This is a genomic window from Microbacterium aurum (assembly GCF_016907815.1).
GTDB classification, from domain to species: Bacteria; Actinomycetota; Actinomycetes; order Actinomycetales; family Microbacteriaceae; genus Microbacterium; species Microbacterium aurum.
In genome coordinates this window covers 1,574,110-1,596,013 of record NZ_JAFBCQ010000001.1, presented here as the reverse complement: position 1 = coordinate 1,596,013, position 21,904 = coordinate 1,574,110, and the positions used below count along the sequence as shown (strand labels likewise).

Here is a 21,904-nt window from a genome sequence, read left to right as displayed (position 1 = left end):
CCATGTGCACGTCGCAAAGACTGAGCCGTATGAGATGGCGTGTCGGATCCCTCTGGAGTCGACACCTCGCCTCCCACGCGGGAGGCCCGCGCGCATGGCGCCAGGATGCGAGCGTTCTTCACGCTATCCAGGTGTTTGTGATTCCAAGTGGCGGGGCTCACCACGAGCGCCTGCGCGCATCGCCACATGATCCTCTAGCCGGGAGCTCTGCCTCCTCATCGCCTCCGTTGTGGCTCCGTCAGGACTGCCGCCTCCGTCTCATAGAATGGGTCGGCTCATTCAGTGCCTTCGTCGGCTGGCCGTCCTTTCGGGCGCGGCGACCGGCAATGTCTGCGCAAGCAGCCAGAATTGACGTGAGCCGACCAGGCTTTACCGCACGCCACGATCGAGGAGCCATCGATGAGCACCGCGCTGCTGCACCCGCTCCGGTCGGGTCTCACTCGATCAGGCATGCCGTCTGGTGGGTCTTCGGTCTCGACGCGCAGTGTGGGTGCCGCGATCCAGTCCCTGCTCGATGAACGGCCCGAAAAGACACGACACAACTGGTTGCGTGCAGTCGCGCGACTAGTGGTCGACAGCCGCCCAGATCTGGGCCGGCAGCTGGCCGAGCATCTCGGCGCAGACCCACTCGATATAGGGAGCCCGCTTCAGGGAATGAGCATCGGCGAGATTGGAGTCGTTTACGAGGCGCTGGTGGCGCTCTCGGACCACCACGATCGCCGACAGCAGGGGCAGTATTTCACCCCCGACGACGTGGCTTCGTATATGGCACGCCAGGCCATGCGATTCGACCAAGGACATTGGCTAGATCCGTGCTGCGGCGTGGGAAACCTGTCGTGGCACCTCGCCGATTCAATGTCAGACCCTGCAGAGTTCGTCGCCATGCGCCTAACGCTTGTCGACCTGGACCCGATCGCTCTGCGCACTGCCGTGGTTCTTCTAGTGGCTAGCTTCGCAGCGGATCACGATGACGAGTGTCTCCCAAAGCTTGCCGCGCGCTGCCAGACACGCGACTTTCTGGACGCAGCGGCATTGCCGGCGCACGACTACGTAATGGTCAACCCACCTTACGGGGCCGCTGCACCCATTACGCGATTTAAAACCCGCGCTACGCGCGAGATGTACGCCTACTTCCTCGAACGCATCTCGGCAGAGTCCAGGGGCTTCGTTGCGGTAACGCCCGCATCGCACTTGAGCGCAGCAAAGTACGCTCCGTTGCGCGAGCTTCTCGAAGCACGTTCAGGTGGAGATGTGCTTGTCTTCGACAACGTCCCCGACACCTGCTTCCGCGGTTACAAATACGGGTCAACGAACACGTCTAGGACCAACTTCGTACGCGCCGCGATCACGGTGTCCGCCCCCTCCGATGTCGGCTGGCGCCTCACTCCGATTCTTCGATGGGCGTCGCGCTCAAGGAGCCGCATGTGGGCAGACGCGCGGAATTACCTCGTCGATCTGCGAAAGGGACCAAGCGGCGAGTGGGCAAAGGTTATGCCGGGGACCGAAGCCGTATGGGATGCTCTCGGCACGAGTTCACGGACCCTCGGAGATCTCGTGTGCCGTGCCCAGACATCGTTCGCGCTTCATGTCGCGTCGACTCCTAGGTACTACATCTCCGCTTCAAAACGAGATCTCGATCGTGGCTCCAAGCACGTCCTGTACTTCCGAAGCAAGGCCGACATGGAGCGAGCGTACGTTCTGTTGAACAGTTCTCTCCCTTACTGGTGGTGGCGTTGCCTCGACGGCGGGATAACGCTTCCGATCCGAATTCTCTCGTCGCTTCCCCTTCCCGCGGGACTCAAAGCCACCCGATCGGTGGTAGCCGCGCTCGAGGCATCCGAATCGAACGATCTTGTCACGAAGCTCAACGCTGGACGACAGAACGAGAACGTGCGCCGTCCACGCCAGCTGGTCGACATGATTGATAAGGAACTCTTGAGCGGCATCACATTCAGCTTCTCTGACGTCTATGCGTCTGACATGTTCGAGGAGGTGCGTCGCTAGCGATCCTGCGCGCGACTGGCCCATGTCCCAACAGCTGTACGACCTTGACTTCATTCCCGCTGGAACGCTGTCCGAGGCCGTCTCTCGTATCGGCGCGCTCACCGGCGCAACTCCCGAGCGCACGCGCGGTGAGAAGAGGGCTCTGCTCGCCCTTCGCGATGCCCTCGAGGTCGACATCCCAACGGTCAGCACTAATGCGCACCTCGGCGCCGCGCTCGCCGAGGTGCTGGGGGTTCCGTGGGAGCCAACTGAGTTTGTCGACAGGACAATGCTCACGTTGGAGGGTGTCAATGCGCTGCTCTACGGCGCATCGATTGCGTATCAGGAAGGATCGCTCAAGGAAGCCGCGGCCAATTCCGGTCCGAAGCTGGACGGCGAAGAGTGGGAAGCCTTCCAACCTGCCGTGTCGAAGATCGAAGCCGTCACGCGAATCTCGTCGCTGACTGGTTCCGGACCGGAGTGGCTCGGCCCGGGCAGCAAAGAACACAAGAGCGTACTTGAGAATCTTGCCACCAAGTTGCTGCCTCATCTGGACCGGAGCGGCCTATCCAAGACTCAGCTCGGTGCTGCGATAGCAGGAGAACTCTCGGTCCCTTGGGGAGACGAGTACATCTCGACGGGCGAAACAATTCGCCTATCTGGATTAAACGTACTTCTGGCGGGCGCAGAACGCATGCTCGGCAAACTTGGTAGTGAATACGCCGCCGGGCTAACTCCCCAGGCCGAGGGTGCGGCACTGGTCGATGCGCTTTGGCAGAAACTCCACCAGGCGCATGCCGAACCGTGGGATGGCCGCAAAGCCACAGCGTGGCTCCGCGACGAGGGCACTCGCCAAGAGAATCAAATGGAGTGGCCAGGGTTCTACTTCGAGTTTCGTGGACGGGAAATTCTTAATCGCGCGTTCCGTCCGAACCCGTTTCCGCCACGCGTGAAGTACGCGAACACAATCTTCGACTATGCGCTGAACCATGTGTGGGATCTGAAGTCTCATACGGCTGAGCAGCATCTTCCACTCTCGAACTCGACTTCGCGACCGAAGGATGCTGACCAGGTCCTCCTCAACGATGTCGACGCCGTACGGGCGTGCGTAGATGACCAGGGACTGGGCTTCCTGATCTTGAGCGGGCGAGGCGTGATGGACGAGGACGGAGCATTCAAGATTTGGCATGACACGTTCAAGGGCAAGACACCGACACCGAGCCTGAGCGGGAAGTCCAGAACCCGCAAGGCAGCCTTCATCCCGATAACCATCGAGGCGTTCTGGATCGCCAACACACCTGCGCTCGACGCTGCAATTCTCGCGGGTGCACTCAAGCCGGTCATCCAGGGACGACAGCAATCCGGCGCCTCTCGTCCAGACAAATTCAGTATGAAGCTTGTCCCAGCCCGCCGCAGCGTGCACGTTGCTGGTCGAAGCTGGTAGCGGCTTCCTTCCGACCTGAGAGTCAGGGCTGGCCAGGCACCGCTACAACAGCGCTCGCAACGCCGACCTCATTGCCTGGATCCCTTCGAGCGTGACCGTCGAACCGCCGCCCGAGATGGATCCGCGTGAGTCATATGAGGCGGAGTAGTAGTGCCCCGCCTTCCTCACGATCGCCTCGCATATCTCGGGCATGGATCCGATGCCTACTCCCACGCGACGCGCGGCTGCAATAAACACGTCGCTGGGGAGGCTGGAGCCGACCGAGACCGTCTGTCTGGGAAGGCTCAGCATGCGGGTGATGTCATCGAGCACGTCCTGCTTCGTCTCGCCGCCGTGGGAGCCATACGAGCCCGAGCGCGAAATCCCGGAGTCCGCTATCGGGCTGCAGAGCGCGCAAGTCGCGGGATCCATAAGGTGCATGCACTCATCCATGCACCCATTCTGGCAGCCATAGTGCGTTCGCTTTCGGACTTCGACACTTCCTCATCCAGCACATGCGCAACTCCGACAGTCAGGGGTGGCTCGCGAAGGCGGTGAAGCGCGCGCAGGCGACGGGTCCGTCCATCCCCCGGCTCAAGCCGCACAACCTCCGTCACATCACCCGCGATCCGTTCCGGCGCCAACGTGAATGACGCGCAGCGGACGCTCGGCCACGCGTCGGCTGCGATGACGCTCGACACCTACGCCGACCTCTTCGATGACAATGTGGATTCCGTTCCGGTGCGACTCCACGACGCCACCTCTCGTGGCGCTGCCGGCGCGCCCACCGACAGCTACCGCCGTCCGCGGGGAGGCCGGACTTGCTCGATTGCGACGTTTCGTCTCGTCGCTGCGCTCCTCGCTCAACCCTGGATCGTGTCAGTTTAGTGCCCCACGCCCGGCCGGAGTGCGGCGATGATGTCGGCGGCTTCCCCCGTTGGCGGGGTGGTCGCGGTGAGTTCGTGTCCGTCGATGGTGATCGTGACGTCACGCAGCGGGCGCAGCGCGCGGACGATACGGCGGACCGTCACGCCGGTGGTCTTGTAGAGGTGCCGGCTGATCGCGAGAGCGCAGAACACGACGGTGAGGTGCGCGTGGATCGAGTCCGCGGTCGACGCGAACATCGGCCTCGCCCGCAGGTCGGTCTTTGCCATCCGGAACGTCGCCTCGACCTGGAACAGGTCATGGTAGGCCGCCACGATCTCTGCAGCGGAAGCCGTCGCGGTGCTGAGGTTGGTGACGTACCCCTTGAGGCCGATGTATTCGCGGGCCTTCTCGACTCTTGCCCAGTTCACGCCGGGCTTGGTGCCGAGGGTGACGAACCGGTCCTTCTTCGCCGGGCGGGTGCCGGCAGCGATCTGCTCGGCGCGTTCGATCTGCTTGTTCAACGTGATGTTGTCGCGGATCTTCCGCTTGTGGGAGTACTGCCACACCACTCGCCGCTCCCGCGCGTTCACACCCGCACCCATGGTTCGGGTGGTCTCGACCGTCTCCCCATCGGTGACGATGTTCCCGACGGTCGCGTAGTGCTCGGCGAGATCGTATGGCGCGGAGGAGGTGCGGGAGCCGACGATGAAACCGAACCCGGCGTCCTCCAGCCGGTTCAGGTTCGCTGCGGACAGCATGCCGGCGTCCGCGACGACCACGACCTCGGTCGCGGAGTGACGTTCGCGGAACTGGTCGAGGACGGGCAGCAGGGTGAGAGTCTCGCCCCTGTTGCCCGCGAACTCGTGGACTTCGAGGGGGAACCCGCCCTGGTCCACGAGGAGGCCGACGAGGATCTGCGGGTCGACGCGGCGCTCTTTGCTCATCCCGACCTTGCGGAGCTTGTCTTCACGCTCCGCCTCGAAGTAGAGGGTGGTGACGTCGTAGAGCACGACGGTGAGCGGGCCAGATCGGGTCGCATGCGCGTAGGCTGCGGCGGCGATCTTCGACCGCCAGTCCTGCTCAACGCTGCGGGCGAGGGTCCGCCACACGGTCGACAGCGACGGCGCACCCGGGACACCGAGCTCGTCCCACACCCGCAGCGTGTCCGCCTTGCTGGTCGGCTCGACGACGCGGGCCAGGACCAGCTTCTTGAATGTGTCGTTGCCGACCGCGTCGAACCCGAGACGGGCGTAGGCGTCCTCGAGGACATCCCACAACAACCTGGACCTCGACCCGGTCACCGTCGGCGCGGTCGTGGCCGGCGGCGTCGCGCCCAGCCCGTCCAGATCGAACGGGACATGCCCGGCCAGCTCCGCGATCCGCTCCCGCGCGATCGCGACCAGCACCGCGAGCTGCTCATCGTCGTGCGCGGAGCCGAGGTGCTCCACGATCGTCCGCACACCACGGGTCTTCGACGCGATCTGCACCGCCGTCGCACCCGACGCGGTGCGCACCTTCCGCACGAACCACCCCACCGAGCGAGTCTAGATCGACGCCGTTAGTGCCCCGCACGAGGCACCAACACCCCCGGAAAATCAAGCCTCAACGATCCTCAACCCGCGAAATCACCCGACGGTGACACGATCCAGGCGATCCGTTCCGGCGCCAACGTGAATGACGCGCAGCGGACGCTCGGCCACGCGTCGGCTGCGATGACGCTCGACACCTACGCCGACCTCTTCGATGACAATGTGGATTCCGTTCCGGTGCGACTCCACGACGCCACCTCTCGTGGCGCTGCCGGCGCGCCCACCGACAGCTACCGCCGTCCGCGGGGAGGCCGGACTTGCTCGATTGCGACGTTTCGTCTCGTCGCTGCGCTCCTCGCTCAACGACCGGGGGCGCGCCCTCCTCGCTCGACGACCGCGGGGCGCACCTGGCTCAATGACCGGGGGCGCGCCCTCCTCGCTCAACGACCGCGGGGCGCACCTGGCTCAATGACCGGGGGCGCACGCTCCCGCACGACCGGGGGCGCACGCTCGCCCAACCACCGGGGCTCTGCTCGCTCAACGACCGGACACGGCGGCCACGCAAGAAATACCCGGTCAAAAGCTGAAAACGACGGTGCCCCTGGAGGGATTCGAACCCCCGACCCGCTGCTTAGGACGCAGTGGCTCTTCCACTGAGCTACAGAGGCTGGCTGTCCTCAATCCTATCCGCGGCGTCGCTTCGGAGCGACGCCGCGGACGGCACCGAGATCAGTCGAACATCCGTCGCCACAGATTGGTGTCGGCGAGATCCAGCAGCTCGTCGCCGCGACCGGACAACACGGTGCGCAGCGCCCACACCGTGAAGCCCTTCGCCTGCGCGATCGTGATCGCCGGGGGCATCGACAGCTCCTCGCGCGCGGTAACCACGTCCAGCAGCACCGGGCCGTCCGACGCGACCATCGTCTCGACGGCCCCGCGTAGATCGGCGCCCTTCTCCACCCGGATGCCGGTGATGCCGAGCGACTCGGCGACGGCGGCGAAGTTCGGGTTCTCCAGGTCCGTCGCGAAGTTCACGATCCCGGCGGCCTTCATCTCCAGCTCGACGAAGTTCAGCGACGAGTTGTTGAACACGACGATCTTGATCGGCAGCTTGTTCTGCTTGATCGACAGAAGGTCGCCCATCAGCATCGCGAGTCCCCCGTCGCCGGCGAGCGCGATCACCTGACGCGACCGGTCCGCCGCCTGCGCCCCGAGCGCCTGCGGCATGGCGTTCGCCATCGATCCGTGCGCGAACGAGCCGAGCAGGCGCCGGTCCCCGTGCATCGACAGGTAGCGCGACGCCCAGATCACCGGGCTGCCGACATCGGCCGTGAACACGGCATCCGACGCCGCCAGCTCATCGAGAAGGCGCGCGACGTACTGCGGGTGGATCGGCTCCTTGCCGTCGTCGACGGCCAAGTCATCCAGCTGCTTGCGCGTCTTCCGGTAGTGCTTGACGCTGTCATCGAGATGCTTCGAGGACCGATCGCCGGAGATCAGCGGACGCAGCGCCACGGCGGTCTCCTTCACCCCGCCGACCAGTCCGACGTCGATCGGGGTGCGGCGACCGAGCTGCTCGCCGCGGATGTCGACCTGAACGATCTTCGCCTTCTCCGGGTAGAACTGCCGGTACGGGAAGTCGGTGCCGAGCATCAGCAGGGCGTCGGCCTGCTCCATCGCGCGATACCCCGACGCGAACCCGAGCAGCCCCGTCATGCCGACGTCGTACGGGTTGTCCTTCTCGATGTGCTCCTTGCCGCGCAGCGCGTGCACGATCGGCGCCTGCAGCGCCTCGGCGAGCGCGATGACCTCGTCGTGCGCCCCCGCGACACCGGATCCGGCGAGGATCGTGACCTTCTTCGCGCCGTTGAGCACATCGGCCGCCGCCCGCAGCTCGCCCTCCCCCGGCAGCACGTGGCTGACCGTCTGGCGGATCGGAGCGGAGGGCCGACGCGCCGGAGCCTCCTTGAAGAACACGTCACCGGGGACCACCACGACGGCCACTCCACGCTTTTCCACCGCGGCACGGAGGGCGAACTCCAGCACCCACGGCAGCTGCGACGGGTCGCTGATCAGCTCGCAGTACACGCTGCACTCCCGGAACAGCTCCTGCGGGTGCGTCTCCTGGAAGTAGTTGCTGCCGATCTCCGCCGACGGGATGTGCGAGGCGATCGCCAGCACCGGCACCCGGTTGCGGTTCGCGTCGAACAGCCCGTTGATGAAGTGCAGGTTGCCCGGTCCGCACGACCCGGCCACGACGGCCAGGTCGCCGGTCAGCTCGGCGTCGGCTCCGGCGGCGAACGCGGCGGCCTCCTCATGGCGCATGTGCAGCCACTCGATGCGGCCGTCGCGGCGCAGCGCGTCGGTGAGGGCGTTGAGCGAATCGCCCGCCAGCCCCCAGATCCGATCGATTCCAGCCCGCTTGAGAGTGTCGATGAAGAAATCCGCAACGTTCGCCATGCCCTCGACGCTACGCCGCACGGTCGACGCGCGCCACGGGATTGACGCGCGCCGAACCTCCGTATTCGGTGTAAGTGGCACCGCAAGGTGTGTCCCCGGTTGCGATCGAGCCCGATTCTCGGAATCGTGGCCGGTCCGCAATCCACGGAAGGAGAGCCCCATGCTCACACTCACCGAGAACGCCACCACCGCGGTCAAGGACCTCGCCGCGAACCTCCCCGCCGACACCGGGGGCCTGCGCATCAGCGAGGCAGCCGACCCCCAGGCCGGCTATGCGCTGAGCCTCGCCGACGGACCCGAGCGCGGCGACACCGTCGTCGAGAACGACGGCGCCCGCGTCTACGTCGACCCCGCCGCCACCGTCCAGCTCGACGACCGCGTGCTCGACGCCCGCGTCGACGAGAACGGCGGCGTCGGCTTCGCCCTCGCACAGCGACGCTGACCCCACAGCGGCGCTGACCCTACACGACGATGCCCCGGAGCGATCCGCTCCGGGGCATCGTCCTGCCCGCCTCAGGCGGAGACTTTCGCACCCTCCAGCACCTCGAGGAACGCCTTCATCCACGTGCCGTTGTCGGGCCACGCCCGCGCCGTGACGAGGTTGCCGTCGACGACGCCGCCGCCGTCCTCGAAGACCCCGCCGGCGGTCGTGACGTCGATCGCCAGCTCGGGGTACGCCGACGACGTGCGCCCGGCGAGCACCCCCGACGCCGCGAGCAGCAGCGGGCCGTGACAGGTCGCGGCGACCGGCGCCTGCCGGTCGAAGAAGTGCCGCACGATGCGCTGCGCGTCGGCGTTGTTGCGGAGGTACTCCGGGGCGCGTCCGCCCGGCACGACGATCGCGACGTAGTCCGCCGGGTCGACGTCGGCGAGCGCGACATCCGCGTTCCAGCGGTGCCCGGGCTTCTCGGTGTACGTGTCGAAGCCGTCGACGAAGTCGTGCACGACGAACTGCAGCGCGCGCTTCTCGGGAGCGCCGATGTGCACCTCGTAGCCAGCCTCCTGCAGCCGGTGATAGGGGTAGAAGACTTCGAGCGTCTCGGCGGCGTCGCCGGTGATGATGAGGATTCTGTCGGCCATGGCCTGTCCTTTCGGAACGTCGGTGTTCGGTGACAGCATCCTGCGCGGCGCACTCCGGATGCCGCGACGTCGATTCTCATCCTGTGCGAATCGGCGCGGGCCTACACTGACGGCATGGGCGACGATGCCGTGGCGCGCGACAGCGGCATCCGTTCTGCCGATCGTGTGCTGCGCATCCTCGACGAGATCGCCGCCGCCCCGCACGGCCTCACCGCCGCCGACGTCGCCCACCGCCTCGACCTGTCGACCGCGACCGCGTACCGGCTGCTCGGCACCCTCGTCGCCCGCGACTACCTCGCCCGCAGCGCCGACGCGCGCTACGTGCTCGGCCGCGCCGTCGACGGACTCGGCCGCGCCGTCCGCTCGCAGCTCGTCGCGACGCCCGAGGTGCGGACGCTCCTGTCGCAGCTGCGCGACACGGCGCGCGCCTCCGCGTACCTCACGGTGTTCCGCGGCGACGACATCGCCGTCGCCCACGCCGCCGACTCGCCGGCCTTCCCCCGCATCGGCCAGCTGCACGTGGGTTTCGCGGAGGCCGCGCACGCGACCGCGTTCGGCAAGCTCATGCTCGCCGCCCGTGACGACGACGGCGTGCGCCGCTACCTGGAGCGCAGCGGCGCCGCCGCCCTCACGCGGCACTCGATCACCGACGAGCGGATGCTGCTCGCCCAGCTCGACGAGGTGCGCGCCCTGCAGATCGCGATCGAGGTGGACGAGTACATGCCGCACCTCGCCTGCATCGCTGCGCCCGTCCGCGCCCGCAGCGGTCGCACCGTCGGCGCGGTGTCGGTCTCGACCAGCAGTGACGACTTCCGCTCGCGCGCGCACGATCTGGAGCGGACCGTGCGCCGCGCCGCCTGGCACGTGTCGAGCAGCCTCTCCTGACGCCGCCGGTCAGTCCGCCACCCGGATCACGATCTTGCCCTGCGCCTGGCCGGCGCCGAGCGCGGCGAAGGCCTGCGGCGCCTGCGCGAGGGGGCAGACCCAGTCGATCACGGCGCGCACCTCTCCCCGGGCGACCCGCTCGGCGAGCGGCAGGAAGTGCTCAGGCCCCTGCCGCACCGCCATGACCCCCAGCCTGCGGCCGGTGAGCGCGCCCGCGAGCGCACCGACGGTCAGCATCCGCAGGAGCGTCCGCACGGTGCCCCCGACGATGAGGCACCGACCGCCCGGCGCGAGCGCCCGCCGGTACGCGAACACCGAGCGGCGCGCGACGAGATCGACGATGAGGTCGTACGGCCCGTGCCGCGTGAAGTCGTCGACGCGGTAGTCGAGCACCCTTTCGGCGCCGAGGGAGCGCATGAGGTCGAGCTTGGCGGCGTTGTCGACGGCGGTGAGACGGATGCCGGCGGCCGCAGCGAGCTGGAGGGCGAACGATCCCGACCCGCCGCCCGCGCCGTTCAGCAGCATCCGCGTCCCGGGTGCGGCCAAGGCGACCGCCTGCTCGGCGATCGCGCCCGACTGCGGGATCGTCGAGGCCACCTCGAAGCTCAGCGCCGCGGGCTTGCGCGCGAGCGCCGACTCGGGCACCACCGCATACTCGGCGAGCCCGCCCTTGCGCATCAGGTTGTCGCCGAAGACCTCGTCGCCCGGGCTCCAGCGCTCCACCCCCGGGCCGACCGCGACGACCCGACCGGCGATGTCCGAGCCGAGCACCGGCCGGCCCGGGCGGAACAGCCCGCCGATCCGCGCGTACGCCGGGGACCCCCGCAGCCCCTCCCAGTCGCTGAGGTTGAGCGAGGTCGCGACGACCTCGACGAGCACGTCGCCCGGGCCGGGCTGCGGGCGCGGCATCTCGGTGAGCGAGAGGCGCTCGACGCCGCCGTACCGGTCGTAGACGAGAGCGCGCATGACCCCAGTGTGGCGGATGCGCCGGAACGGCGGATGTCGCAGGGTGCCCCGGAACGGGTGCGGCGCTCCTTCTCACAAACGGCGAACGCGCCGTGAGAGCAAACGGTTACGCGCCGTCACATCCGCGGCACGACCGGCGAAACATCGCCGCCCTAGCGTCGGGGCATCGGCCCGCGAGGCCGCGCTCCCGTCACGGAAGGCGCTTCACATGACCTACGTCAAGCCCGCAGAACTCGTCTCCACCATCATCGACGCCGGTGCGGCGAAGGTGATGCTCTCGGCACGCGACACCATCATCCGCTCGATCCTCGGCGGGGCGCTGCTCACCCTCGCCGCGGCGTTCGCCGTCACGGTGACCGTCAACACCGGCATGCCGCTGCTCGGCGCGCTGCTGTTCCCGGTCGGCTTCATCATGCTGTACCTCCTCGGCTACGACCTGCTCACCGGAGTGTTCGTGCTCGCTCCCCTCGCCTGGCTCGACAAGCGCCCCGGCGTCACCATCGGCGGCATCCTGCGCAACTGGGGGCTCGTCTTCGTCGGCAACCTCATCGGCGCGATCACCGTCGCGGTGCTCATGGCCATCGTCGTCACGTTCGGGTTCTCCGACGCGCCGAACGCCGTCGGTGAAGCCATCGGCCACATCGGCGAGGGCCGCACGGTCGGCTACGCCGAGCACGGCTTCGCCGGCATGCTGACCCTCTTCGTCCGCGCCGTGCTGTGCAACTGGATGGTCTCCACCGGCGTCGTCCTCGCGTGCGTCTCGAAGGACGTCATCGGCAAGATCATCGCGATGTGGATGCCGATCATGCTCTTCTTCTACATGGGCTTCGAGCACTCCATCGTCAACATGTTCCTCTTCCCCTCGGGCCTCATGCTCGGCGGCGACTTCACGATCATGGACTACCTCGTCTGGAACGAGATCCCGACCGTGGTCGGCAACCTCGTCGGCGGGCTCGTCTTCACGGCCATCCCGCTCTACCTCACCTACGCCCGTGGATCGTCGCGGCGCACGCCCGCCCCGGCCGCGGCCGACGTCGCCCCTGCCACGGCGCCCGCCGCCTGAGCCCAGAAGACGCCCACCACACCCCCGCACGAGACCGGAGAGACCATGGCTCCCCACGTCAAGAACCGGAAACATGGCGCTGACGCCGCCGAAACAGCGCCCGCGTACCGTGACGACATGAGCTCCACCCGCCCCACCACCGCGCACGTCGTGGTGGTCGGGGCGGGAATGGTCGCCCATCGCTTCGTCGAGAGCCTGCTCAGCCGCTCCGGCGACGCGTGGCGCGTCACCCTCATCGGCGAGGAGCGACGCCTCCCCTACGACCGGGTCGCGCTCACCTCGTTCTTCGCCGGCGCGAGCGCCGACGACCTGACCCTCGCACGCAGCGTCACGGAAGACGAGCGCGTCGAGTTCCTCGGCGACGACCCGGTCGTCCGCCTCGACCGCGCCGCGCGTCGCGTCGTCACCCGCTCCGGCCGATCGGTCGGCTACGACCGGCTCGTGCTCGCCACGGGATCGTACGCCGCGCGGCTCGCCGTCGACGGCTTCGACCTCGAGGGATGCTTCGTCTACCGCACGCTCGATGACGTCGCCGCGCTTCGCGACTTCGTGGCGCGGCGCTCCGCCGAGCTCGGCCGCCCGCTCGTCGGCACCGTCATCGGTGGCGGCCTGCTCGGGCTCGAGGCCGCGGGCGCACTGCACGGCCTCGACGTCGACTGCACGGTGGTCCAGTCCTCCGACCGGCTCATGTCGGCGCAACTCGACCAGCCCGCCGGCGATGCGCTGCGCCGCCTCATCGAGGCACGGGGGATCGGCGTGCGCACCGGCGCGATCACCACCCGGCTCGATCCGGATGCCGCAGGTCGGGTCACCGGGCTCGAGTTCCGCGACGGCAGTTACGCCCGCACCGACGTCGTCGTGTTCACCGTCGGGGTGCGCCCGCGCGACGAGCTGGCGCGCCACGCCGAGCTCCAGGTCGATCCGCGCGGCGGCGTCGTCATCGACGCCGCGTGCCGCACCTCCGACCGCCGCATCCTCGCGGTCGGCGAGGTCGCGAGCTTCGAGGGGCAGGCCGTCGGGCTCGTCGCCCCCGGCTATGCGATGGCCGAAGTCGCCGCCACGGGTCTCCTCGGCGGCGAGGCGGAGTTCCCGGGGTTCGACCTGTCGACCAAGCTGAAGCTGTCGGGCGTCGACGTCGCGAGCTTCGGCGACGCGTTCGCGCAGACCCCCGGCGCGCTCGACGTCGTCTACGCCGACCCGATCGCGGGCGTCTACAAGAAGCTCGTGCTCTCGGACGACGCGAAGACGCTGCTCGGCGGCATCCTCGTCGGCGACGCGTCCGCGTACGGCTCCCTCCGCCCGCTCGTCGGCGGCGCGCTGGGCGGCGACCCCGCCGGCTACCTGCTGCCCGAGAACGCCGCCGCGCCGAAGGCCGAGCTGCCCGATGCGGCCCTCGTCTGCTCGTGCAACAGCGTGACGGCGGGAGCGATCCGCCACGCCGTGCACGAGGAGGGATGCGGCGACGTCGCAGCCGTCAAGGCGTGCACGAAGGCCGGCGCCGCGTGTGGCTCGTGCGTCATGACGATCAAGAAGATCGTGGGCACCGAGCTCGCGAAGACCGGCGCGACGCTGAGCACCGCGCTCTGCGAGCACTTCGCCCTGTCGCGCCGCCAGCTCTTCGACGCGGTGCGCGTGTCGGGCCTGTCCACCTTCAGCGGCGTCATCGAGCGGTTCGGCACGGGGCGCGGGTGCGACATCTGCAAGCCGGTGCTGGCCAGCATCCTGTCGACCCTCACCGGCACCCACGTGCTCGACGGCGAGAACGCGACGCTGCAGGACACGAACGACCACGTCATGGCCAACATGCAGAAGGACGGCAGCTACTCGGTCGTCCCGCGCATCCCCGGCGGCGAGATCACCCCGCACGGACTGCTGGTGATCGGTCAGGTCGCGCAGGACTTCGGGCTGTACACGAAGATCACCGGCGGGCAGCGCATCGACATGTTCGGCGCGCGGCTCGAGCAGCTGCCGGCCATCTGGAAGCGGCTCGTCGACGAGGGCTTCGAGTCGGGCCACGCCTACGGCAAGTCGCTGCGCACGGTGAAGTCCTGCGTCGGGTCGACGTGGTGCCGGTACGGCGTGCAGGATGCCGTCGGCATGGCGGTGCGGCTCGAGCTGCGCTACCGCGGGCTCCGCTCGCCGCACAAGATCAAGCTCGGCGTGTCCGGCTGCGCGCGAGAGTGCGCCGAGGCCCGCGGCAAGGACGTCGGCGTCATCGCGACCGAGACCGGCTGGAACCTGTACGTCGGCGGCAACGGCGGGTTCACTCCCCGGCACGCGGTGCTGCTGGCCGAATCGCTCGACGACGACGCCCTCATCACCGCGATCGACCGGTTCCTGATGTACTACATCTTCACCGCCGACCGACTGCAGCGCACCGCCCCGTGGTTCGAAGACCTCGAAGGCGGCATCGAGGGCCTGCGCGCCGTGATCTTCGACGACAGTCTCGGCATCTGCGGCGACCTCGACGCCGCCGTCGCGCGCCACCTCGACGGCTACGAGGACGAGTGGAAGGCCACGCTCGACGATCCCGAGAAGCTCCACCGGTTCGCGTCGTTCGTCAACGCGCCGGACACCCCCGATCCGTCCCTCGCCTACACCGTCGAGCGCGGTCAGCCGCGCCCCGCGACGGAGGAGGAACGGCAAGGCGGCGGCGTGCTCATCGCCGGGACGGTGCTGGAGGTGCGACGATGACGCTGGCGATGACGGATGCCGCGGCCACCGCCACGCGCGCGGCCTGGCTGGACGTGTGCGACATCGCGGATCTGGAAGTCGAGCGCGGGCGCGCCGCCCTGATCGGCAAGGCCCAGCTGGCCCTCTTCCTGCTGCACGACGGCCGCGTCCACGCGGTGTCGAACGTCGACCCGTACAGCGGCGCGGCGGTGATGTCGCGGGGCATCGTCGGCACGCGGGAGGGAATCCCGACCGTCGCCTCGCCCATGTTCAAGCAGGTCTTCGATCTGCGCACCGGCCTGTGCCTGGACACGCAGGGCAAGGATGCGCGCACGCTGCAGCGCTGGCCGGTGTCGGTCGACGGCGCCGGCCGCGTACTGATCAAGTGGGAGGGCGGATCATGACCACGATGCTCGGAGTCTCGTTCGCGGGGCGGGCCGTGCTCTTCGCCGGCGGGGGCGCGGTCGCCGCGCGCCGGCTGCCGCGCCTGCTCGCCGACGGCGCGCTCGTGACCGTCGTCGCGCCCGCGGTGAGTTCCGCCGTGGCCGAGCTGGTCGCGAGCGGGCGGGTCGCCTGGACGCCGCGCCGCGTGCGGGAGGACGATCTCGACGGCGCGTGGCTCGTGCACGCCGCGACCGGCGACCGGCGCACGGATGCCGAGGTCACGCAGTGGTGCGATGCCCGCCGCATCCTCTGCGTCAACACGTCCGACGGCGCCCACGGCAGCGCGCGGCTCACCGCCGAGACCCGATCGGGCGACATCGTGGTCGGGGTGGCGTCCGACACCGGGGTGGACCCCGGCCGCGCCGCGCGCCTGCGCGACGCCGTCGCGGCCCTCCTGCGTGAGGGCACCCTGCCGCTGCGTCGGCGCCGCGCGACGCGCACGGGACGCGTCGACCTCGTCGGCGGCGGCCCGGGGCCCATCGACCTCATGACCGTGCGCGGGCGCCGCCTGCTCGCCGAGGCCGATGTCGTCATCGCTGACCGGCTGGGGCCGGCGGACGAGCTGCCCGCCGTCCTCGACCCCGACGTTGAGATCATCGACGTCGGCAAGCGCCCCGGGCACCACCCCGTGCCGCAGGAGCAGATCAACGAGCTGCTGATCACTCACGCGCGCCGCGGCAAGCGCGTCGTGCGTCTGAAGGGCGGCGACCCGTTCGTCTTCGGGCGCGGGGGCGAGGAGCTCGCGGCGTGCCTGGCCGCCGGCATCGCCGTCGAGGTCGTGCCGGGCATCACGAGCGCGATCGCCGTACCGCAAGCCGCCGGCATCCCGGTCACCCACCGCGGCGTCTCGGCGGGCGTGCACGTCGTCAACGGCCAGGCCGAGATCACGCCGACGACGCTCGCCGCTCTGGTCGATGAGGCGATGACGACCGTCGTCCTCATGGGGGTCGCAGCGCTCCCCCGGCTCGCGGCGGCAGCGCTCGCGGCCGGCGCCGACGGCGACCGCCCCGTCGCGATCGTCGAGAGCGGGCACACCCCGGCGCAGCGCACGACGCGCGCGACCCTCGCGACGGTGGCGCAGCGGGCCGCCGCCGCGGGCGTCCGCAACCCCGCCGTCATCGTCATCGGCGACGTGACCCGCGCCGATCTGCTCCTCGGGGCGAGCGCCGGCGAGAGGATCGGTGAGGCGAGACGGTGACCGCTCCCGCACGCGCCGGACTGTCGGCGGCCCTCGAGGGCTGCTCGATCGTCATCGCCGTCGACCGCCGCTCCTCCGAGCTGGCGGCCGCGCTGGAGCGTCACGGCGCGCAGGTGCGCCGAGCGCCGGCGCTCAGCATCGTGCCGCACATCGACGACGAGGCGCTCCTCGACGCGACGCGTGCGCTCGTGCGCACGGCGCCCGACATCGTGGTCGTCACCACCGGCGTCGGGTTTCGCGGCTGGATGGAGACGGCGGAAGAGGCGGGACTGCTCGACGGACTGCTCGCCTCGCTCGGACGGGCGCAGATCGTCGCCCGCGGGCCGAAGGCGCGCGGCGCGATCCAGCAGGCGGGGCTCATCGCGGACTGGGTCGCGGAGTCGGAGACGTCGGCCGAGCTCGGCGCCTTCCTCCTCGCCGAGGGCGTCTCGGGCCGGCGCGTCGCCGTGCAGCATCACGGTTCGGGTGCGGACGGCCTGGATGAGCTGTTCTCGGATGCCGGTGCCGACGTCGTCAGCCTGACCGTCTACCGCTGGGGACCACCTGCCGACCCGGCATCCGTGACGCGATCGGTGCTCGCCGCCGCGCAAGGCGAGGTCGACGCCGTGCTGTTCACCTCCGCCCCGGGCGCTGCGGAGTGGCTCGCGGCCGCCGATCGGGCCGAGGTCCGCGATGCTCTTCTGGCCGCCGCCGCGACGAGACGGCTTCTCATGGCCGCCGTGGGCCCGATCACGGCCGGACCGCTGCGCACCGCCGGCTTCACCCCGCTCGTGGCGGAGCGCGGTCGGCTCGGGTCGCTCGTCCGTGCGGTCGTCACCCACTTCGGCGGCGGCCACGCCCCCGCCGTCGACACGATCGCCGGCCGGCTCGAGCTGCGCAGCGGCGGCGCGGTGCTCGACGGACGCTTCATCGCCCTCTCGCGTTCGGGCATCGCGCTGCTCGGCGCGCTGATCGCCGCGGACGGCGGCGTCGTGTCGCGAGCGACCCTGTGCAGCGCGCTGCCGCGCTCGGGCGAGAGCGCACACGCCGTGGATGTCGCCATCGCGCGCGTGCGCGAGGCGCTGGATGCCCCGGGCATCATCCGGACGGTCGTCAAGCGCGGCTACCGGCTCGAGCCCGCCGGAACGGAGGAACCACGATGACGACCCTGATCGCCTGCTCGCACGGCACGGCCGACGCGACCGGCCGCGCCGCCGTCCGCACGCTCATCGACCAGATCCGGGGCCTGCTGCCCGGGATCCGGGTGGAGGAGGCGTTCGTCGACGTGCAGGATCCCGCGGTCGACGAGGTCGTGGACCGCTGCGTCGGCGACGGCCCGGTCGTCGTCGTGCCCCTGCTGCTGTCGACGGGCTTCCACACGAACGTCGACATCGCGCGGGCCGTGGCGAAGCACCCGGGGCGCGCGAGCGCGGCACCGGCCCTGGGTCCCCACGAGCTGCTCGCCGACGTGCTGCACGACCGCCTGACGGCGGCGGGCGTGCGCCCCGGCGACGCCGTGGTCCTCGCGGCGGCCGGCTCGAGCGACCCCGCCGCGGCGGTCGATGTGCAGCAGATGGCCGCGATGCTCGCCCGCCGCCTGGACGGTCCCGTCACGACCGGCTTCGCCGCCGGCGCGGGCATCCGCATCGCGGACGCCGTCCGTGCCGCAGGCTCCGGAGCGGGCTCGGACGGCGCGCGGCGCCGCGTCGCGATCGCGAGCTATGTGCTCGCCCCGGGACACTTCGCCCGCGTCATCGCGCGCGGCGGCGGCGATCTGGTCACGCTGCCGCTCGCCCCCGATCCGCGCATCGCCGAGATCGCGGCCGAACGCTGCCTCGCCGCCCTGCGCACGCTGGAGCCGGCCGTCATCTGAAGTCCCGCGAGCGGTGCTGCACCCCCACCCGCAGGTCCTCGAACCCGTCGGCGACGAGGTTCGTCACCCCCTCCGGCGAACGCTCCAGCATCCCACGGGCGATGAGCGCCGGCGAATCGCGCAGCACCCGCCGGTAGCGGTCCCACACCCCCTTCGAACAGATCACGTTCACGAGCCCGTGCTCGTCCTCCAGGTTCACGAACGTGATCCCGGATGCCGTGGCCGGCCGCTGCCGGTGCGTGACCAGACCCGCGACCTCGACTCGCCGGCCGGTCTCGTGGGTGCGCAGTTCGCGCGAGCTGAGCACCCCGCGGGCATCCAGCGGTGCCCGGTAGTGGGTCATCGGGTGGTCGTCCGTGGAGATCCCCGTCGCCCACAGGTCCGCCGCCAGCACGTCGTAACTGGACTGGTCGGCGAACAGCGGCGGCTGCACCGCCACGAGCGTCCCGGGGAGGAACTCCGGCAGGTCCTGCGCCGCATCACCCGCCAGCCAGATCCCCTCCCGGCGGCTGACGCCCATCCCCTCGAACGCCCCGGCCGTCGCGAGCGCCTCGACCTGCGCCGCCGTCGCCTTCGTGCGGCGGACGAGATCGCGGAGGTCCCGGAACGGCCCCTCCGCCTCGCGCGCCGCGACGATCCGCTCGGCCAGCGGCTTGCCCACCCCGGTGACGGCGGCAAGCCCCAGCCGCACGGCGACGTTGCCGTCGCGGCGGTGCGCGGCCGACTCGTCCGGCGCGTCGGGCCGGAACTCCCCGACGGGCGGCTGGTGGCGCTCGGTGCAGGAGGGCATTCCGGTCGGGTCACCGCGTTTCGTCTCGCTCGCTGCGCTCGCTCGCGGGGCGACCGGGGTGGGGTCCCGGAGGGGTTCCAGCCCGGCATCCGCCCCCGAGAGGTGGATGTCGGGGCGCAGCACTCGCACCCCGTGCCGCCGGGCGTCGCCGGTGAGCGTCGCGGGCGAGTAGAACCCCATCGGCTGCGCGCGCAGGAGCGCCGCGAGGAACGCCGCCGGATAGTGCAGCTTCAGCCACGACGACGCGTACACGAGCAGCCCGAACGACAGCGAGTGACTCTCGGCGAAGCCGAAGTTCGCGAACGCCTGGATCTTCGCGTAGATGTCGTCGGCCGCCTCACCGACCAGGCCGTTGCGCGCCATCCCGGCGTACAGCTTCGCCTTCACCGACTCGATCCGCTCGATGCCGCGCTTGGAGCCCATCGCCCGGCGCAGCACGTCGGCATCCTCCCCCGACAGATCCCCCACGGCCATCCCCATCTGCATGAGCTGCTCCTGGAAGACCGGGATGCCGAGGGTGCGCTCCAGCACCGGCTTCAGCTTCGGATGCGCATACGTCACCTTCTCCTTCCCGAGCTTGCGCCGCACGTACGGGTGCACCGCACCGCCCTGGATCGGCCCCGGGCGGATCAGCGCGATCTCGATCACGAGGTCGTAGAACCGCCGCGGCTGCAGGCGCGGCAGGAGCCCCATCTGCGCCCGCGACTCCACCTGGAACACCCCGATCGAATCGGCCCGGCACAGCATGTCGTAGACCGCCGCCTCCTCTTTCGGGATCGCGTCGAGGCTCCAGTGCTCCCCCGTCGCCTCCGCGATGAGGTCGAAGCAGTACTGCAAGGCGGCGAGCATCCCGAGGCCGAGCAGATCGAACTTCACGAGCCCCATCCACGCCGCGTCGTCCTTGTCCCACTGGATGACGGTGCGCTTGTCCATCCGCGCGTGCTCGATCGGCACGACCTCGCCGACCGGCCGCTCGGTGAGCACCATCCCACCGGAGTGGATGCCGAGGTGCCGCGGCGCCTTCAGCAGCTCGCCGGCGTAGGCCAGCACCCGATCGGGGATGTCGTGATCGTGCGCCTCGTACACCCCGTCCCACCGGTCCACCTGCTTCGACCAGGCATCCTGCTGCCCCGGCGAATGCCCGAGCGCCTTCGCCATGTCGCGCACCGCGTTCTTCGGCCGGTACTGGATCACGTTCGCGACCTGCGCCGCCCGCTCGCGCCCGTACGTGTCGAACACCCACTGGATGATCTCCTCGCGCCGGTCGGAGTCGAAGTCGACGTCGATGTCGGGCTCCTCCTCCCGCATCGCCGAGAGGAACCGCTCGAACGGCAGCCGGTAGAAGATCGAATCGATCGCCGTGATGTCCAGCAGATAGCAGACGGCGCTGTTGGCCGCCGACCCCCGCCCCTGACACAGGATGCCGCGGCGCCGCGCCTCGGCGACGATGCCGTGCACGATGAGGAAGTACCCCGGAAAGTCCTTCTGCGCGATCACATCGAGCTCCCGTTCGATGCGCGCCCGGTCCTCGGCGCTGAGGTCGGGGTACTTCCGCGGGACGGCACCCCACACGAGCTCGCGCAGCCACGACATCGGCGTGTGCCCCTCCGGCACGGGCAGCTTCGGCAGCGCGGGCTTCGCGCGCCGCAGCGGGAAGGCCAGCTCGTCGGCGAGCGTCACGGTGCGCGCGATCGCCCCCGGGTAGCGCCGGAACCGCCGGGTCATCTCGGCGCCGGAGCGCAGATGCGCGCTCGCGTGCGACGGCAGCCAGCCGTCGAGCTCGTCGAGCCCCCGATTCGCCCGCACCGCCGCGATCGCCGCCGCCAGGTGCACCCGCTCAGGCACGTCGTAGTGCACGTTGTTCGTCGCGAGCACCGGCAGTCCCCGCTCGGCGGCGAGCGCCGCGAGGACGTCGTTGTCGCGGGTGTCGGTCGGATTGCCGTGGTCGATGAGCTCGACGTTGACGGCGTCAGGCCCGAAGCGCGAGATGAGCAGGTCGAGCTCGGATGCCGCCGCGCCCGCACCCCCGGCCGCCAGCGCCTGCCGGACGGTGCCCTTCCGGCATCCGGTGAGGATCGCCCAGTGCCCGTCCGCCCGCTCCGCCAGCTCGTCCAGGTCGTAGCGCGGCCGGCCTTTCTCGCCCCCGGCCAGCTGGGCGTGGGTGATCGCCGCGGCGAGCCGGTGATACCCCTCCTCGCCGCGGGCGAGCACGAGCAGGTGGGAGCCGGCGGGGTCGGCGACGCCGCTCTGCACGGCGGGCAGGCCCAGCGACAGCTCCGCCCCGAACACGGTGGCCACCTGCAGGTGCTCGGCGGCTTCGGCGAACCGGGCGATGCCGTAGAACCCGTCGTGATCGGTGATCGCGAGGGCGTGCAGGCCGAGGCGCTCCGCCTCCTCCGCAAGCTCCGCCGGCGCCGACGCGCCATCGAGGAAGGAGAAGGACGAGTGCGCGTGCAGCTCGGCGTACGGCACGGCATCCGCGGGACGCTCGATCGCGGGCGGCGCATACGATCCCCGTTTGCGCGAGAACGCCGGCCCGTCGCCGCCGTCCGGCTCGCGGGGTCCGCCGAGGGCTCGGGCGCCGGGCTTTCGCGGCGCATCCGGGGCGCCGGGCGTGCCCGCCGGGCTCGGGGCGTCGAGCAGCCGCGCCATCTCGGCCCAGGTCACCGAGGGATTGTTGAAGCCCATCAG

General features: G+C 70.0%; 17 protein-coding genes and 1 tRNA gene. 11 read left to right on the top strand and 7 right to left on the bottom strand.

From position 1 onward, the window contains the following. The first annotated feature begins 399 nt into the window (after positions 1–399). Positions 400–2,004 carry an N-6 DNA methylase gene (locus JOD60_RS08005; protein ID WP_157127896.1) on the top strand — a complete coding sequence of 535 codons (1,605 nt, stop codon included), beginning with the start codon at positions 400–402 and terminating at the stop codon, positions 2,002–2,004. A gap of 22 nt (positions 2,005–2,026) precedes the next feature. Continuing rightward, entirely contained in the window at positions 2,027–3,427 is a 1,401-nt protein-coding gene (locus tag JOD60_RS08000) for a hypothetical protein (protein ID WP_157127895.1), read from the top strand. A gap of 42 nt (positions 3,428–3,469) precedes the next feature. On the opposite strand, the gene JOD60_RS07995 is transcribed toward JOD60_RS08000, so the two are convergent. After that, entirely contained in the window at positions 3,470–3,859 is a 390-nt protein-coding gene (locus JOD60_RS07995; protein ID WP_076690145.1) for a hypothetical protein, read from the bottom strand. A 62-nt stretch (positions 3,860–3,921) separates the two neighbouring features. On the opposite strand from JOD60_RS07995, the gene JOD60_RS17190 reads away from it, so the two are divergent. Then, the gene (locus JOD60_RS17190; protein WP_198159142.1) at positions 3,922–4,059 is read left to right on the top strand and encodes a hypothetical protein; all 138 of its coding nucleotides are present in this window, start codon (positions 3,922–3,924) and stop codon (positions 4,057–4,059) included. Positions 4,060–4,290: 231 nt separating this feature from the next. Here JOD60_RS17190 and JOD60_RS07985 read toward each other — a convergent pair whose 3' ends face one another. The 3 genes from JOD60_RS07985 to poxB form a co-directional block, all read right to left on the bottom strand. Next, complete coding sequence (locus JOD60_RS07985) at positions 4,291–5,808, bottom strand: IS1634 family transposase (protein WP_076689818.1); 1,518 nt, start codon at positions 5,806–5,808, stop codon at positions 4,291–4,293. A gap of 590 nt (positions 5,809–6,398) precedes the next feature. Further along, positions 6,399–6,470 (bottom strand) — tRNA-Arg (locus JOD60_RS07980). Between the two features lie 61 nt (positions 6,471–6,531). After that, positions 6,532–8,262, bottom strand: coding sequence for a ubiquinone-dependent pyruvate dehydrogenase (gene poxB / locus JOD60_RS07975; RefSeq protein ID WP_076690144.1), 1,731 nt, complete (start codon positions 8,260–8,262; stop codon positions 6,532–6,534). 160 nt (positions 8,263–8,422) lie between these two features. Between poxB and JOD60_RS07970 the strand changes: the two genes are divergently transcribed. Then, positions 8,423–8,704, top strand: a complete 282-nt coding sequence (locus JOD60_RS07970; protein ID WP_076690143.1) for a HesB/IscA family protein — start codon at positions 8,423–8,425, stop codon at positions 8,702–8,704. A gap of 71 nt (positions 8,705–8,775) precedes the next feature. Here the strand turns inward: JOD60_RS07970 and JOD60_RS07965 are convergent, their stop codons facing one another. Then, positions 8,776–9,342 carry a DJ-1/PfpI family protein gene (locus tag JOD60_RS07965; protein ID WP_076692117.1) on the bottom strand — a complete coding sequence of 189 codons (567 nt, stop codon included), beginning with the start codon at positions 9,340–9,342 and terminating at the stop codon, positions 8,776–8,778. A 114-nt stretch (positions 9,343–9,456) separates the two neighbouring features. Between JOD60_RS07965 and JOD60_RS07960 the strand changes: the two genes are divergently transcribed. Further along, positions 9,457–10,227, top strand: coding sequence for an IclR family transcriptional regulator (locus JOD60_RS07960; protein ID WP_076690142.1), 771 nt, complete (start codon positions 9,457–9,459; stop codon positions 10,225–10,227). 9 nt (positions 10,228–10,236) lie between these two features. Here JOD60_RS07960 and JOD60_RS07955 read toward each other — a convergent pair whose 3' ends face one another. Further along, positions 10,237–11,193 carry an NAD(P)-dependent alcohol dehydrogenase gene (locus JOD60_RS07955; protein WP_076690141.1) on the bottom strand — a complete coding sequence of 319 codons (957 nt, stop codon included), beginning with the start codon at positions 11,191–11,193 and terminating at the stop codon, positions 10,237–10,239. A 208-nt stretch (positions 11,194–11,401) separates the two neighbouring features. Between JOD60_RS07955 and JOD60_RS07950 the strand changes: the two genes are divergently transcribed. From JOD60_RS07950 to JOD60_RS07925, 6 genes are all read left to right on the top strand, one after another. After that, positions 11,402–12,256 carry a formate/nitrite transporter family protein gene (locus JOD60_RS07950; RefSeq protein ID WP_076690140.1) on the top strand — a complete coding sequence of 285 codons (855 nt, stop codon included), beginning with the start codon at positions 11,402–11,404 and terminating at the stop codon, positions 12,254–12,256. Positions 12,257–12,373: 117 nt separating this feature from the next. After that, a complete protein-coding gene (gene nirB, locus JOD60_RS07945; RefSeq protein ID WP_076692116.1) occupies positions 12,374–14,950 on the top strand; it encodes a nitrite reductase large subunit NirB in 2,577 nt (858 codons plus the stop codon). After that, entirely contained in the window at positions 14,947–15,333 is a 387-nt protein-coding gene (gene nirD, locus JOD60_RS07940) for a nitrite reductase small subunit NirD (RefSeq protein WP_076690139.1), read from the top strand. The genes nirB and nirD overlap by 4 nt, the downstream gene beginning before the upstream one ends. Then, positions 15,330–16,571: a uroporphyrinogen-III C-methyltransferase gene (gene cobA / locus JOD60_RS07935; RefSeq protein WP_076690138.1), complete on the top strand. Its 1,242-nt coding sequence runs from the start codon at positions 15,330–15,332 to the stop codon at positions 16,569–16,571. Before nirD ends, cobA begins: the two co-directional genes overlap by 4 nt. Beyond that, positions 16,568–17,713 carry a uroporphyrinogen-III synthase gene (locus JOD60_RS07930; RefSeq protein WP_076690137.1) on the top strand — a complete coding sequence of 382 codons (1,146 nt, stop codon included), beginning with the start codon at positions 16,568–16,570 and terminating at the stop codon, positions 17,711–17,713. Before cobA ends, JOD60_RS07930 begins: the two co-directional genes overlap by 4 nt. After that, positions 17,710–18,423 (top strand): sirohydrochlorin chelatase, encoded by a 714-nt coding sequence (locus JOD60_RS07925; RefSeq protein ID WP_076690136.1) that lies wholly within the window; start codon positions 17,710–17,712, stop codon positions 18,421–18,423. The genes JOD60_RS07930 and JOD60_RS07925 overlap by 4 nt, the downstream gene beginning before the upstream one ends. Here the strand turns inward: JOD60_RS07925 and JOD60_RS07920 are convergent. After that, positions 18,416–21,901, bottom strand: coding sequence for an error-prone DNA polymerase (locus tag JOD60_RS07920; protein WP_076690135.1), 3,486 nt, complete (start codon positions 21,899–21,901; stop codon positions 18,416–18,418). The genes JOD60_RS07925 and JOD60_RS07920 overlap by 8 nt on opposite strands. Positions 21,902–21,904 lie beyond the last annotated feature (3 nt).